This is a genomic window from Ideonella oryzae (assembly GCF_024055665.1).
GTDB lineage: Bacteria > Pseudomonadota > Gammaproteobacteria > Burkholderiales > Burkholderiaceae_C > Ideonella > Ideonella oryzae.
On record NZ_JAMXMC010000006.1, the window covers coordinates 268,308 to 283,105 of the forward strand.

Below are 14,798 nucleotides of genomic sequence, written 5' to 3' on the forward strand. Positions count from 1 at the left end.
CGGCATTCAGGGGCTGGAACGGCGCCTCCGGCCGCCCCGGCCGAAGCCGGAACAGGGAAGCGAACCGTTCATTTTAGGGTTGCGGGAGCCGGTTGGACTGCCGCTGCCGCGTCAGCAGGGCGGGCAAGGCACACAGCAGGCCCGTCAGCCACAGCGGCAGCAGGTGCCAGCGGGCCAGCCAGGCGGCATAGGGCGTGACCCCTTCGCGCCCCTCGACGATCACGTCCAGCCGCCCGGGCGTCCAGGCGGGCAGACGGGCGGTCACCACGCCGCGGTGGTCGATGGCCGCGGTGGCACCGGTGTTGGTGGAGCGCACCAGCGGACGCTGGAACTCCATCGCCCGCATGCGCGAAAACTGCAGGTGCTGGTCCTGCATCATCCAGCGGCCGAACCAGGCCAGGTTGCTGGCATTGGCCAGCACGGTGGGCGACTGCGGCCCGGCCAGGCTGTCGGCGAAGTCCTCGCCGAACAGGTCCTCGTAGCAGATCAGCGGCCGCACCCGCTGACCACCCACCTCGAACGGCGCCTCGCTTTGGCCCCGGGCCTGGTCGGCCAGCGGGATGTGCATCAGGTCGACGAACCAGCGGAAACCCGGCGGGATGAATTCGCCAAAGGGCAGCAGGTGGCGCTTGCCGTAGCTGTAGGCCTGCCCGGCCTGCAGCGTGGCGGCGGACACGCCGATCATCGAATTGACATAGCCCCGGTCGTTGTCGCCCAGGAAGGTGCCCATCAGCACCGCCCGGTCGCCCCGGGTGAAGGGCTGGATGAGGCTCTGCCAGTAGACCGGGTCCAGGTCGCTCTGGGGCACGGCCAGCACCGACTCGGGCGTGAGCACCAGCTGCCCCGGCGCAGCCAGCACCTGCTCGCGCAGCGCCAGCATGTTGCCCGCCAGGCGGTTGGGATCGAACTTGATGTCCTGCGGCACATTGGGCTGCAGCAGGCTGACCGAGATCTGCCCGGTCGGGCGGGTGAAGTCCGACGGCGCCAGTGCGGCCGCCAGCGGCAGGGCCACGGCCAGGACCGCGAGCGCGCGCCCACCGGATGTGCGCCACAGCGCCCGGCCCTGGCCCCACAGACCGCCCCACAGGGCGGCCACGGCCGTCAACCCATAGACCCCCAGCCAGGGCGCCAGCGGCGCCAGCAGGCCGTCGGTGTGGGCATAGCCGGGCGCGGCCCAGGGGAAACCGGTGAACCAGCTGGCCCGGGCCAGTTCGGCCAGCAACCAGGCGCCGGTGTAAAGCAGTGCGTCCACCGCATGGCGACCCGTGCGCCAGCGGGCCACCGCCGCCATCGCGGCCGCCAGGTAGAGCGACAGGAAGGCCGCCAGCAGCAGCACGGCGGCCCCGGCCAGCGGCGGCGCCAGGCCGCCGAAGTCGTGCATGCTGATGTAGAGCCACCAGAGCGAGGACACCAGCCAGCCCAGGCCGAACAGCCAGCCCGCCAGCGCCGCGCGCCGAGGCGCCAGCCGGCCCACGGCACAGGCCAGGACCGCCAGGGCGGGAAGCTGCAGGAACCAGGCCCCCAGCGGCGCGGTGGAGGCCGTCAGCAGGGCCCCCGCGGCCGGCAGCAGGGCCCAGCCCCAGGCCGGCCAGCGCCCGGAGGCTTCACTCGACACGGGCTTCACGCGGCGGTCTCGCCCGGTGCCAGACGATGGACCTTGAACCAGCGCACGGCGCCGCCGCGGGCCAGCATCACGTTGAACTCCAGGCCATGGAGCTGCACGGCCTCCCCGCGGCGAGGCACGCGGCCCAGCTCATGGGCCACCAGCCCGCCCACGGTGTCGAAGTCGGCCTCGGGCAACTGCACCGCCAGGGCCTGGTTGACCTCGGGAATGTTGGCGTCGCCGGCCACGCGGTAGCTGCCATCGGCCAGGGTGTAGACACCGCTCTCGGCGTCGGCATCGTCGAACTCGTCCTCGATCTCGCCGACGATCTCCTCGAGCACATCCTCGATGGTGATCAGGCCGGCGGTGTTGCCGAACTCGTCGATCACCACGGCCAGGTGGTTGCGGTTGCTGCGGAAGTCCCGCAGCAGCTCGTTCAGGCCCTTGGACTCGGGCACGAAGACGGCCGGCCGCAGCAGGGTGCGCAGGTTCAGCTCGGGCGCGCGCTGCAGCTTGAGCAGGTCCTTGGCCAGCAGGATGCCGATGATGTTGGCCCGGTCGCCCTCGGTGACCGGAAAGCGGGAGTGCCCGGTGTCGATCACGGCGGCCAGGATCTCGTCATAGGGCGCATCGATGTCGAGCATGTCCATGCGGGGCTCGGCCACCATCACGTCGCCAGCCACCAGGTCGGCCATGCGCAGCACGCCCTCGAGCATGGCCCGCGACTGGGGTTCGATCAGCTCGCGGTGCTCGGCCTCGGCCAGCGTCTCGATCAGTTCGTCCTTGGAATCGGGACCGGGCGAGATGAACTCGATCACCCGTTCCAGCAGGGTGCGGCGGTCGCCGCCATGGGACATCCCGGGGCGGTGACCCCGGTGGGAACCGCCACGGGGCGGTCGACTAGGCTGAGGTTCGGACACGTCGCTTGTGCCGGCAGTGGAGGAAGGCGAAGAATACTCGATTCACTTGACAGGTCTTGAGGCATGGCCGAGAGTGTCCGGCCTTCTGCGGTGCCGTCACGGCGGAAATCACCGCAGAACATTGTCGAAAGATCGACGGCGGGCCCCAGGCAGACACCCTGCCGACGGCCCCTTCACGGAGTCCTGTTTCCATGTCCCTCATCCCCGCCACCATCCTCACCGGTTTTCTCGGCTCCGGCAAGACCACGCTGCTCAAGCGGGTGCTGTCCGAAGCCCACGGCCAGAAAATCGCCGTGATCGAAAACGAGTTCGGCGCGGAGAACATCGACAACGACATCCTGGTGTCCGACACCCAGGAACAGATCATCCAGCTGAGCAACGGCTGCGTCTGCTGCACCATCCGCGAGGACCTGCGCAGCACGCTGTCGGACCTGGCCCAGCGCCGCCGCAAGGGCGAGCTCGACTTCGAGCGGATCGTGATCGAAACCACCGGTCTGGCCGATCCAGGCCCGGTCGCCCAGACCTTCTTCATGGATGACGAGGTGGCCGAGAGCTTCCAGCTCGACTCCATCCTGACCCTGGTCGACGCGGTGCACGCCAACGAGCAGCTCGACACCCGCCAGGAAGCGCGCCGCCAGGTGGGCTTCGCCGACCAGATCTTCATCAGCAAGACCGACCTGGTGAAGGACGAGGCCATCGAGGCCCTGTCGCACCGCCTCAAGCACATGAACCCGCGCGCCCCGCAACGCCGGGTGCACTTCGGGGAGGTGCCCATCGCCGAGGTGTTCGACCTCAAGGGCTTCAACCTCAACGCCAAGCTGGACATCGACCCCGACTTCCTGAAGGCGGACGAGGGTCACGACCACCATGACCATGACCATGATCACGACCATGAACATGGCGAGCACTGCGACCACCCGCACCACCACCATCACGACGACGATGTGAAGTCCTTCGTCTTCCGCACCAGCAAGCCGCTGTCGCCGGCCAAGCTGGAGGACTTCCTGGGCGCCATCGTGCAGGTGTACGGCCCCAAGATGCTGCGCTACAAGGGCGTGCTGTGCCTCAAGGGCAGCGACCGCAAGGTGATCTTCCAGGGCGTGCACCAGCTCATGGGCAGCGACCTGGGCCCGAAGTGGGCCCCGGGCGAGGCCAAGGAGAGCAAGATGGTGTTCATCGGCATCGACCTGCCCAAGGAAATCCTGCTGCAGGGCCTGGAAGGCTGCATCGCCTGAGCGACGCGCGGTGTGAAAGCCGCGCGCACGGTCAGGCTGGCTACAATCCGCGCGCCCGACCGTGGTGGAAGTGGTGGCAGAACCACATCCAGCATGTTCGGCAAGGGTATAAAGCCCTTTCACTCGCGCAATGGTGAGGAGACCGACCGTGAGCAAGACACCGGCCAAAACGGCGCCCCGGAGCATCGACCCCGAGGCCGACGACACCGCCAAGAAGCCTTCCGCCCGGGGGGCCGCTGCGAAATCGGCCGCCCCGCGTCCCGCTGCCGCGCCCATGGCATCCACGGCCAGTTTCAACGACCGTTTTTCCCCAGCGCCTCCCCCGGCCCGACCTGAACACGAACCCATGAATGCAGTGAAGACCGCCACGAAGGCCGACCCGAAGCTCGCCAACGCCTGGAAGACCAAGGCGGGCGGCGAGCTCACCGAAGCCGAGCTTCTGGCCATGCCGGATGCGGAGTACATGAACGACAAGCAGCTGGAGTTCTTCCGCACCAAGCTGCAGGCCCTGAAGGACGACCTGCTGTCCAACGCCGGCCAGACCACCGAAAACCTGCGCGAAGACACGTCCATCGTCCCCGATCCGGCCGACCGCGCCACGATCGAGGAAGAGCACGCGCTGGAACTGCGCACCCGCGACCGCGAGCGCAAGCTGCTCAAGAAGATCTCCCAGTCGCTGGCCCGCATCGAATCCGGCGAATACGGCTTCTGTGACGAGACGGGCGAGCCCATCGGCCTGGGTCGCCTGCTGGCCCGCCCGACCGCCACGCTGTCGCTGGAAGCCCAGCAACGCCGTGAGATGAAGCAGAAGATGTTCGGGGACTGATGTCCCCTTTTCTCCAGCAGCAAGGCAGGACCCATGGCCAGCGGTAACGGAGACGGCGTGTTTCGCCGCATGGTCAAGCTGGTCGCCCATCCGGCGCGCGAGCTGATCAGCCGACCGCCCGAGGCGGCCTCCAGCCAGTTTGCCGACATCGAGAAGGCCGAGCTCAAGGCCATGATCGAGCGCAAGCGGCGCAACGATTTCGTCCGCAAGCGCGAGCTGGACATGCTGCGCCGCATCCGCCGCGAAGGGCTCAATGCCGAGCAGGCCCAGGCCCTGAGCGCGTCTTCGCGCATCGACGACAGCGACGTCAAGGCCACCTTGCTGCCCGGCGGCCCCGACCGCAGCGTCAAGGCCAAGATCGACGCCATCGAGCGCCAGATGGTGGGCATCGCCGGCAGCGCGGGGGCCCGCATGCCCAAGGGGGTGACCCCGCCGCCGACCCTCAACACGCCCCTGCCGCCCCCCAGCCCGCCGGTGCGGCAGCTGGCCACACCGGCCCCCATCCCGACGCACAACGACGACGCCACCCGTCCGATGGTGGAATGGCAGGAAACCGGCCTGCCCCGCGGCGGCGAGCAGCTGCCGCCCGGCTTGCCACCCGGCATCACCGTGCCCGTGCTGCACGACACCCTGCCGCCCCCGCTGGAGCCCGCGCCGGCCCGCGCCGCAAGCCAGGCGACGGCACCCGCCATGCCCTCCGCGACGCCGGCCCCTGTCCTCGCCACATCCCCGATCAGCCTGGGGGAAGGGCCGGACATCGAGGTCAGCGAGATCTCCCACGACCAGGAGCTGGACGAGGCGGTGATCGCGTTTGCCAATGCGGATTTCACCCTGTGCGAGCGGGCACTGCGTCAGCTGACCGGCAGCCACGGCATCCGTCACGCCCACAACGACACCTGGCTGGTGCTGTTCGATTTCTACCGCGCCACCGGCCAGCAGGCCAGTTTCGACACGCTGACCAACGACTACGTGATGCAGCTGCAGCGCTCGGCGCCGCAGTGGTATTCGCTGCCCCAGCTGGTGGCCGAAGCCACGGCCGTGCCTGCGCGGGGCCAAGCCAGCGAGGTTCAGGTGGCCTGGGTCTGCCCCGCCAACCTGGATGTGGACGGGGTGGGGCAACTCGATTCCCAGACCCTGCAACTGCCCCAGCCCTGGGCGCTGGATTGGAGCCGGCTCGCGCATCTGGACGCCGACGCCGCGGCCCGCTTGTACCGACTGATGCAAGGCTGGGCCCGGCAATCGCTGCAGATGCGCTGGCTGGGCACGGACCAGCTGTTCCAGGTGCTGCAGGATGCCGCCCCGGTGGGCATGCGCGACGCCGACCCGGCCTACTGGATGACGCGCATGGAGGCCTTGCGCCTGGTGAACCGCCCCGACCAGTTCGACGAGGTGGCCATCGACTACTGCGTCACCTACGAGGTCTCGCCGCCCAGCTGGGAAAACACCCGCTGCGCGGTGCGACTGGATGGGGCTGGCGCCAGCACCCAGGCCGCTCCGCTGTCGGTGATCGGCGAGGCCGTCACCACCCTGCAGGAGCTGGGCGAGGGCGAGGGCAGCCAGAGCCTGACCACCCTGGAGCTCTCAGGCCAGCTCTCGGGCGATATCAGCGCTTTGCTGGGTGTGCTGGACAGCCGCCTGGGTGAAGCCAAGCTGATCCACATCTCCTGTGCGCTGCTGATCCGGGTGGATTTCATCGCCGCCGGTGACCTGCTCAACTGGGTCATTGCCAAGCGGGCCGAGGGTCGGCAGATCCGCTTCACCGAGGTGCACCGCCTGGTGGCGCTGATGTTCCGCGCCATGGGCATCATCGAGCACGCCCCGGTGCAGCTGCGCCAGGTCTGATCTGACCTGGCCTGGCCGGCGCCCGGGATGGGATATCCCGGGCGGAGACCGCTCAGCGTGCGTTGCGCACCAGCCGCACGGCGGCCAGATCCAGGAAGTCCCAGGGCTGGATCTCGCCCAGGGCAAAGTTGACAAAGTTCACCCCGAACGGGTCATTGTCCCAACGCATCGTGGTGGAGCTCTGGTAGTTGTCCGAGGTCGCCCCCGGAAACACCACCGGATCCAGCGCCGGCCAGGTGTGCTGGCGGTCCACCAGACTGGACAACTCCTTGATGTTGGGCAGCCGCCAGGCCGCATGCGTGGCCGAGGCCTGCTGCTTCGCGTGGTCCAGCGCGGCCTGCCAGGTGAGGGTCACGGGCGTGCCGCCGCAGGTGCTGCCCGTCCAGGCCTGGCCTTCCGCGCAGCGGCGCCAGACCAGGCCGGTGGCCGTGTCCAGCACCTCGGGCACGCCGTTGACCGAGGGCAGGCGCGCGAAAGGGGCCGCCGCGGCGGGCAGCGTGGTCAGGGCACACAGGCCCAGCAACGGCCAGAGGGTTCGGATTCGCATCGAGAGGTTCCTCGTCATGGGTTCTTGTGCACCAGGCGGGCATATTCCTTGTACTGGCGATTCATGGGATACACGGTGCCATCCATGAAGTTCACCGCCCAGAACTCGTCAGGCTTGTCGATGCGGGCCTCCCGGGCCCAGTACAGCCTGCTGCTCACGGTGGACGGGAACCACCGGGTGTCGATGGCCGGACCGGGGTAGGTCGTGGTGTACAGCAGCAAGGTCTCGAGCTGGGCCGTGGCCGGCAGGTTCCAGTCCGAGTAGCCGCACAGCCCGGTGGCATTCACCTGCTTGACATAGTCACGGTAGTTGTAGGGACCGGTCGGATAGTGGGTCACCTGAGTGCCCACATCCAACTGCCACAGCAGATGGGTCACGTTGTCCAGGGTGCAGGCCCATTCGTTCTCCCCGCTGCCGCGCGGAGGATCGGCAGGGCAGCTGCCCTGCCCCGCCACCTCGCCGCTGCGGCAGACCTTGGTGAAGGAGAAACCCGCCACGCCATCGCGGTTGTTGGGGGCGGTGGCATCCCGGCCGTATTCCGCATCCTGCCCGGTGCCCGCGCACTGGGTGGTGTACTGTCCATTGACGACACAAGTCGTGTAGCCGGTGTCGTTCAGTGGCGGGGTGGCGAATGCCGGGGTGCTGCCCAGGGCGCCGAGCACCAGCCCGCCCAGGCCGGCCCAGGCCCCACGCACCCGGCACCGGGTTCGGAAAGAACGCTGTTGGGGTATCAAAAGGAACTCCCTGCAATAAGGTGTCCGGCATTGTTCCGGGTCCCCCTTTCGGGGGAATCCCACATCGCAGTGACATCTCGGCCTGGACCCCCCTTGTGTTTGGGAGAGTCATCCCTACCTACGGCCACCTATGCACACCTACCACGGCACCACCATCCTCAGCGTGCGCCGCCAGTTGCCCGACGGGCGCTGGCAGGTGGCCCTGGGCGGCGATGGCCAGGTCACCCTCGGCCACACCGTCGTCAAGTCCAGCGCGCGCAAGGTCCGCAAGCTCCACCATGACCAGGTGCTGGCCGGCTTTGCCGGCGCCACGGCCGACGCCTTCACCCTGTTCGAGCGCTTCGAGGCCAAGCTGGAGAAGCACTCCGGCCACCTGGTGCGCGCAGCCATCGAGCTCACGCGCGACTGGCGCACCGACAAGGTCCTGCGCAACCTGGAGGCCATGCTGGCGGTGGCCGACCGCGAGGCTTCGCTGATCATCACCGGCAATGGCGACGTGCTGGAGCCGGAACTGGGCCTGGTGGCCATCGGCTCGGGTGGGGCTTATGCCCAGGCCGCCGCCAAGGCGCTGCTGCTGAACTCCGAACTGGACGCCCCGACCATCATCAAGAAGTCGCTGGAGATTGCCGGCGACATCTGCATCTACACCAACCAGAACCACACGATCGAGGTGCTGGAATGAGCACGGACACGAGCACCGACACCCCCTCGATGATGACGCCGCAGGAGATCGTCTCCGAACTCGACCGCCACATCGTCGGCCAGAACGCCGCCAAGCGCGCGGTGGCCATCGCGCTGCGCAACCGCTGGCGGCGCCAACAGGTCGAGCCCAAGCTGCGCGCCGAGATCACGCCCAAGAACATCCTGATGATCGGCCCCACCGGCGTGGGCAAGACCGAGATCGCCCGCCGCCTGGCCCAACTGGCCGACGCCCCCTTCATCAAGGTGGAGGCCACCAAGTTCACCGAGGTGGGCTATGTGGGCAAGGATGTGGACACCATCATCCGCGACCTGATGGAGGTGGCCATCAAGCAAGAGCGCGACGCCGCCATCCGGCGCCACCGCATGCGTGCCGAGGAGGCCGCCGAGGACCGCATCCTGGACATCCTGGTGCCGCCGCCGCGCCATGGTGGTGCCGAGTTCGGTTTTGCGGCCTCGGCCACCCCCGCCCCGGACAACACCGCCCGCCAGGTCATGCGCAAGCGCCTGCGCGAAGGCGCATTGGACGACAAGGAGATCGAGCTGGAACTGGCCGAGACCCGGGCCAATGTGGACATCGTCACCCCGCCGGGCATGGAGGAGATGGCCGAGCAGCTGAAAGGCCTGTTCTCGCAGATGGGCACGGCCAAGAAGACCCAGCGCAAGCTCAAGGTGGCCGAGGCCCTGCGCCAGCTCATCGACGAAGAAGCGGCCAAGCTGGTCAACGAGGACGACATCAAGGCCCGTGCGCTGCACAACGCCGAGCAGAACGGCATCGTCTTCATCGACGAGATCGACAAGGTGGCCACCCGCAGCAACACCCAGGGCAGCGATGTCTCGCGCCAGGGCGTACAGCGCGACCTGCTGCCCCTGGTCGAGGGCACGACCGTGCAAACCAAGCACGGCATGGTCAAGACCGACCACATCCTGTTCATCGCCTCGGGCGCCTTCCACCTCTCCAAGCCCAGCGACCTGATCCCTGAGCTGCAGGGCCGCTTCCCGATCCGGGTCGAACTGCAGGCCCTGTCGGTCGACGATTTCCAGGCCATCCTCTCGAGCACCCATGCCAACCTGGTGCGCCAGTACCAGGCCTTGCTGGCCACCGAAGGCGTCACGCTGGAGATCGCGCCGGACGGCATCCGGCGACTGGCGGAGATCGCCTTCGAGGTCAACGAGCGCACCGAGAACATCGGTGCCCGGCGCCTGGCCACGGTGATGGAGCGGCTGCTGGACGAGATCAGCTTCGACGCCCCCCGTCACGCCGGCCAGACGGTCACGCTGGATGCGGCCGCGGTGGGCACGAAGCTGGGCGAGCTGGCCCACAATGAGGATCTGTCGCGTTACATCCTCTGAGGGGGCTTGACCGGGCGCAAGCCGGCGGGCCGCCCGCCTGCCCTAGGCTCATCGCATGCCACGCCCGCCTTCTCCGCCCGCGCCCCCATCCGATTCCCAGGGTTTTGTCGACCGTGTCGCCAGCTGGGGCCTGAGCCCGGTGGCCGCCGACAACCCCCGGGCCCATCGGCTCGAACAGGCCTGGCGCTGGCCCATCATGGCGGTGCTGGTCTGCACCATCCCGGCCTTCTACGCCGAACTGCTGCAGGATCGGCCCTCTCAGCTGGCCGACATGGCCTATCTGGTGGCCGCCATGGTGGTGGGCTCGGCGCTGGCCCATGTCAGCTGGTACACCCGCCGTCCGCTGGCCCACCTGCTGGCCAACCCGACGGATGTGATGTTGGTGATCGGCCTGCTGGCGGCCGCCTTCATTCCCGACAGCCGCAGCTCCACCCTGGCGCTGGGCCTGCGGCTGCTGGTGGCCTTTCTGACGCTGTTGCGCATGGTCTGGGCGCAGCAGCACCTGGTCACGCGCGGCGGCGTGACCTACCTGCTCACCGTGTCACTGGGGGTGCTGCTGGCCTGCGGACTGGGCTTCTGGTGGCTCGAGCCCACCACGCCCACGCTGGCCGACGGCATGTGGCTGGCCTTCACCACCGCGGCCACCGTGGGCTACGGCGACGTGGTGCCCACCACCGCCGCCTCGAAGATCTTTTCGGTCTTCGTGGTGCTGCTGGGCTTTGGCGTGCTGACGCTGGTCACCGCGGCCATCGCCACCAAATGGGTGGAAACCGAGGAGCGGCTGATCGAGCGGGAGATCATCCACGACATGCGCCACGAGATGGCGCTGCTGCGGCGGGAACTGGCCGCACTGCGGGCCGAGGTCAGCCACTACGTGGAAAACCATCCCCCACCCAGCCGTGCCAACTCACAGGGCCAGGCGGTGGGACTGGATCTGCAGCAGCCCGTCAAAAATGAGTGACTCCACGAGTTCGTGGGGCATGTCCAGATAGGGTGCCACCTTCCAGCCCGCGCCACCGGTCATCAGCAACATGGGCTCCTCGCCATCGCTGTGCTCGGCCAGATGGCGACGCATGCGGGCGATGGCCCCGGTGATCGCATAGGTGCCGCCGCTGGTCAGGGCGTCGGAGGTGTTGGCCGGAAACGGCACCACCTCGCCGGTGGGCACCCGCAGGCCGGCCGTCCCGCTTTCCAGGGCCCGCAGCATGATGCCGTGCCCCGGCAGGATCAGCCCGCCCAGGAAGCGGCCGTCGCGGTCCAGCGCGTCCACCGTCACGGCCGTGCCCACCATCACCACCACCACCGGCCGCGCCGGCCCGCGCGCAAGCATGTGGCCGCGGGCGCCGATCAGCGCCACCCAGCGGTCCGCGCCCAGGCGCATCGGGTGGTCATAGCCATTGGTCACGCCCGCCTCGTGGGCGGAAGGGACCACCCAGCGCGGCGTCAGATCCCACAGCTCCAGTTGCTCCTCGACGCGGCGGCGCACCGCCTCGCCCGCCACCACACAACCCAGCATCGACGCCGGCGCGGACAGGGCGCGCCAGTCCTGCTCGGCCAGCACGTCGATGTTCTCGAGGAACACCGCGCCCTGGGCCATCACGGCGGCGCCAGGCTGAGGCGAGGCATAGAGCGCCCACTTCAGCCGCGTGTTGCCGATATCGATCGCCAGAAAACTCATCGCGGGTCCATCGCTGTCAGTCGGTCGAAGGGATTATCGACCCGCGATGGTGTGTCGCCGGCTCAGGCGCCAGCGACAGGGTCGACCGGCGCGCGCGAAAGCACCTTCTCCATCAGCTCGCCCCAGCTGCCGGCCGGCGAATGGGCCAGGTCGCGTTCGCGCTGGGAGATGAGTTCCTGGAAGGCCTGCGACTGCTTGTCGGGGTAGCGGTCCAGCGCGCGCTGGCGCGGCGGCTCGGCGAAATGGGCCGCCGCCTTGCGGACCACCGAGTGGTAGATCTGCGAAACGCGGGACGGCGTGACCTTGAGGGACTTGGCCACCTCCACCGGCGTCAGTCCCACGCCCAGGTAGGACTCGATCACCAGGCGTTCACGCTCGGGCAGTTCGGCAAAGAACTGCTCCAGGCGGCGCAGCACGATGCCGGTGTCCACCCGCGCCTCGACCTCTTCCTGGGGGGTGGCCGGATGGTGGCGGTGGCTGGCGTCATCGGGCTCATCGTCCAGGCTGCTCTGGTTGCGCCCCATCTGATCTGCTTGCAGCAGCGCCTGAACCTCGTCCATGTCCAGCCCGGTCAGTTCGGTCAGCTCCGCCAGCGATGGCTCCTTGCCGTGGCAACTGCGGTGGCGCTCCCGGGCAATCTGGATGATCTTGATCTTCCGGCGCTCCCCACGGGAGAGGAAGTCCATCTGGCGCAGCTCGTCGAGCATGGCGCCCTTCACGCGCATGCGCGCGTAGCGCACGAAGGCCTGCTGGGCTTCCTCGGTCTCGCGGTCGCCCTCCCATGAGAAGGTGACGGCGGCCTGTGCCACCGCGATCAGCCCAACCTGGATCAGGTCGGCCCGCTCCACATTGGCAGGCAGATGGCGCACCAGCGCCTGCGCCTGCTTGCGCACCCAGGATTGGTTCTTCGCGATGAGAACCGAGGGCACACCATCCATGGAGATCATGGTGCGATCTTAGGGACCGAGGCCCCCACCCCGATAGAGCAAGGAACCCTGTTTTCTCCCCCAAGTTCATGCCCTAGAGGGCTTGACAGCGCGCACGGAAGGCGCAGGACGTCTGGAATCAGGGCTTCTTGCGCAGAGCGGCCAGCTCGGCCGGGCTCAGCTGGCCGTCATGGTTGGTGTCGAGCGTATCGAACTGCGCCGCCAGCCGGGGGTGGCCCGCCACCTCGTCCCGGCTCAGTTGGCCGTCTCCGTTCTTGTCCAGCTTGGCAAAGGCGCTCGCTGGTGCCGCCGCGCTGGCACCGGCGCTGGCGCCGGAGGCCTTGCTGTCTTTCAGTTCACGGTGATAGGCGTGGAACTCCTTGGGGGTGATCTGCCCATCCTTGTTGGCATCGATCTCGTCGAAATGCGCGGCCAGGGCCGGTGCTGCCTGGGCTTCTTCACGGCTGATCTTGCCATCGCCATTGGTGTCCAGCGCCTTGAAACGCTCGGCCGCCGCGGCCCGGCCCTGCGCCGGCCCGGAGGCCGCCGTCGAAGCCGGATCGGCCGCCTGGGCCACAGATGCGGAGAAGGCCGCGGTCAGGACGGTCAGGCAAAGAAGGGTTCGCATGGGTGAAATCCTCGCTTGGAAAGGGGGAAAGACAGGCCTGTCGGGGCCCGCGCTGTCCTTCTCAACGGCACGGCCCGATCCTCGGTTGGCCGCCCCTGCCCATCCTTACCCGCGTTTACATGGCGGTCCGGTCATCCCGGCGGGTGCCATCGACACTGCATGTGCAGGCCCCACAATCGTCCCATGATCGACGCCCCCTTCATCCCCCCGGAACAGTTCACCGACCCCGACGCGGCCCTGGCCCGCGTCGTCGAGCTCTACAACACCCAGGTGCAGCACCTGCGGCAGAAGCTGCGCGACTACGTGGCCGGGCAGGACCTGGGCGGGCGGGTGCGGGCTTGGTACCCCAGCGTGCGGGTACAGGTGGACACGGCCCCGCGCCACGACACCCGGCTGAGCTACGGCTTCGTGGCCGGCCCCGGCCAGTACGAAACCACCCTCACCCGGCCGGACCTGTTCGGCCACTACTACCGGGAGCAGTTCGCCCTGCTGCTGAAGAACCACGGCATCGGGCTGGAAGTGGGGCTGGGCCGGCAACCGATCCCGGTGCATTTTTCGCTGGCCGACGATGAGCATGTGGAAGGTCACCTGAGCAGCGAACGCCGCCGGCGCCTGTCCGAGCACTTCGACCTGCCGGACCTGGCCGCCATGGACGACGGCATCGCCAATGGCACCTACGAGCCCGGGCCGCGCGAGCCGCAGCCGCTGGCCCTGTTCACCGCGCCACGGATGGACTACTCGCTGCACCGGCTGCGCCACTACACCGGCACCGCCCCCGATCACTTCCAGAACTTCGTGCTGTTCACGAACTACCAGTTCTACATCGACGAGTTCATCCGCCTGGGCCGGCAGCTGATGCAAAGCCCCGAGAGCGAATACATCGCCTTCGTCGAGCCGGGCAATGTGGTGACGCCCCGGGTCGACCGGGCGGCCCAGGCCAGCGGCTCGCCCCCGCCGCGCCTGCCGCAGATGCCGGCCTACCACCTGGTGCGCGAGGACGGCTGCGGTATCACCATGGTCAACATCGGTGTGGGCCCCTCTAACGCCAAGACGGCCAGCGACCACATTGCCGTGCTGCGGCCCCACGCCTGGCTGATGCTGGGCCACTGCGCCGGCCTGCGCAACACCCAGCAGCTGGGCGACTACGTGCTGGCCCACGGCTATGTGCGCGAGGACCATGTGCTGGACGAGGAACTGCCGCTGTGGGTACCCATCCCGGCCCTGGCCGAGGTGCAGCTGGCGCTCGAACAGGCGGTGGCCGAGATCACCCAGCTGTCGGGCTACGAACTGAAGAAGGTGCTGCGCACCGGCACCGTGGCCACCACCGACAACCGCAACTGGGAGCTGCTGCCGCATCCGGGTCCCGAGCGCCGCTTCAGCCAAAGCCGTGCGGTGGCGCTGGACATGGAAAGCGCCACCATCGCCGCCAACGGCTTCCGCTTCCGGGTGCCCTACGGCACGCTGCTGTGCGTGTCCGACAAGCCGCTGCACGGCGAGATCAAGCTGCCCGGCATGGCCAACCACTTCTACCGCGAGCGGGTGGACCAGCACCTGCGCATCGGCATCCGCGCGCTTGAGCTGCTGCGCGCCGGCGGCTCGGGCCCCCTGCACAGCCGCAAGCTGCGCAGCTTCGCCGAGGTCGCCTTCCAGTAAGGCCCGGCCGGCGCACCGCGCCTGGCCACGCCGGCACCGGGAGGTGCCGGCCCCTCGCCCCGCAAGCCCCCGGTTCCGCCGGAATTTATGATTGCGAACCTTTCTCATTTGCATTAATATTTGTCAAACGGGCTTGGCTGCGGTCAGGCCCGTC

The 14,798-nt window shown here is 68.5% G+C and carries 14 protein-coding genes; 7 read left to right on the plus strand and 7 right to left on the minus strand.

Annotated elements, in window-relative coordinates:
* Positions 1-73: 73 nt before the first annotated feature.
* Both lnt and M0L44_RS12070 read right to left on the minus strand, forming a co-directional pair.
* Entirely contained in the window at positions 74-1,624 is a 1,551-nt protein-coding gene (gene lnt / locus M0L44_RS12065) for an apolipoprotein N-acyltransferase (protein WP_252769945.1), read from the minus strand.
* Positions 1,621-2,523 (minus strand): CorC family transporter, encoded by a 903-nt coding sequence (locus M0L44_RS12070; RefSeq protein WP_435526416.1) that lies wholly within the window; start codon positions 2,521-2,523, stop codon positions 1,621-1,623. The genes lnt and M0L44_RS12070 overlap by 4 nt, the downstream gene beginning before the upstream one ends.
* Positions 2,524-2,714: 191 nt before the next feature.
* On the opposite strand from M0L44_RS12070, the gene M0L44_RS12075 reads away from it, so the two are divergent.
* The 3 genes from M0L44_RS12075 (at position 2,715) to M0L44_RS12085 (ending at position 6,426) form a co-directional block, all read left to right on the plus strand.
* The gene (locus M0L44_RS12075; RefSeq protein ID WP_252769947.1) at positions 2,715-3,758 is read left to right on the plus strand and encodes a CobW family GTP-binding protein; all 1,044 of its coding nucleotides are present in this window, start codon (positions 2,715-2,717) and stop codon (positions 3,756-3,758) included.
* 130 nt (positions 3,759-3,888) lie between these two features.
* The gene (gene dksA / locus M0L44_RS12080; RefSeq protein ID WP_435526417.1) at positions 3,889-4,584 is read left to right on the plus strand and encodes an RNA polymerase-binding protein DksA; all 696 of its coding nucleotides are present in this window, start codon (positions 3,889-3,891) and stop codon (positions 4,582-4,584) included.
* A gap of 33 nt (positions 4,585-4,617) precedes the next feature.
* Positions 4,618-6,426, plus strand: coding sequence for an STAS domain-containing protein (locus M0L44_RS12085; RefSeq protein WP_252769949.1), 1,809 nt, complete (start codon positions 4,618-4,620; stop codon positions 6,424-6,426).
* Positions 6,427-6,478: 52 nt separating this feature from the next.
* Here the strand turns inward: M0L44_RS12085 and M0L44_RS12090 are convergent, their stop codons facing one another.
* Complete coding sequence (locus tag M0L44_RS12090; protein ID WP_252769950.1) at positions 6,479-6,973, minus strand: Lcl C-terminal domain-containing protein; 495 nt, start codon at positions 6,971-6,973, stop codon at positions 6,479-6,481.
* A gap of 14 nt (positions 6,974-6,987) precedes the next feature.
* A complete protein-coding gene (locus M0L44_RS12095) occupies positions 6,988-7,668 on the minus strand; it encodes an Lcl C-terminal domain-containing protein (protein WP_252769951.1) in 681 nt (226 codons plus the stop codon).
* A 169-nt stretch (positions 7,669-7,837) separates the two neighbouring features.
* Here M0L44_RS12095 and hslV point away from each other — a divergent pair, with 169 nt between their 5' ends.
* The 3 genes from hslV to M0L44_RS12110 are packed head-to-tail and all read left to right on the plus strand — an operon-like array spanning position 7,838 to position 10,720.
* Positions 7,838-8,389: an ATP-dependent protease subunit HslV gene (gene hslV / locus M0L44_RS12100; protein ID WP_252769952.1), complete on the plus strand. Its 552-nt coding sequence runs from the start codon at positions 7,838-7,840 to the stop codon at positions 8,387-8,389.
* A complete protein-coding gene (hslU, locus tag M0L44_RS12105; RefSeq protein ID WP_435526418.1) occupies positions 8,386-9,759 on the plus strand; it encodes an ATP-dependent protease ATPase subunit HslU in 1,374 nt (457 codons plus the stop codon). The genes hslV and hslU overlap by 4 nt, the downstream gene beginning before the upstream one ends.
* A gap of 55 nt (positions 9,760-9,814) precedes the next feature.
* A complete protein-coding gene (locus M0L44_RS12110; RefSeq protein ID WP_252769953.1) occupies positions 9,815-10,720 on the plus strand; it encodes a potassium channel family protein in 906 nt (301 codons plus the stop codon).
* On the opposite strand, the gene M0L44_RS12115 is transcribed toward M0L44_RS12110, so the two are convergent.
* From M0L44_RS12115 to M0L44_RS12125, 3 genes are all read right to left on the minus strand, one after another.
* A complete protein-coding gene (locus M0L44_RS12115; RefSeq protein WP_252769954.1) occupies positions 10,667-11,437 on the minus strand; it encodes a type III pantothenate kinase in 771 nt (256 codons plus the stop codon). The two genes, M0L44_RS12110 and M0L44_RS12115, sit on opposite strands and share 54 nt — an antisense overlap.
* Positions 11,438-11,499: 62 nt before the next feature.
* Positions 11,500-12,384 (minus strand): sigma-70 family RNA polymerase sigma factor, encoded by an 885-nt coding sequence (locus M0L44_RS12120; protein WP_252769955.1) that lies wholly within the window; start codon positions 12,382-12,384, stop codon positions 11,500-11,502.
* A 118-nt stretch (positions 12,385-12,502) separates the two neighbouring features.
* A complete protein-coding gene (locus tag M0L44_RS12125; protein ID WP_252769956.1) occupies positions 12,503-12,991 on the minus strand; it encodes an EF-hand domain-containing protein in 489 nt (162 codons plus the stop codon).
* 183 nt (positions 12,992-13,174) lie between these two features.
* On the opposite strand from M0L44_RS12125, the gene M0L44_RS12130 reads away from it, so the two are divergent.
* Positions 13,175-14,644, plus strand: coding sequence for an AMP nucleosidase (locus tag M0L44_RS12130; protein WP_252769957.1), 1,470 nt, complete (start codon positions 13,175-13,177; stop codon positions 14,642-14,644).
* The last annotated feature ends 154 nt before the right edge of the window (positions 14,645-14,798 follow it).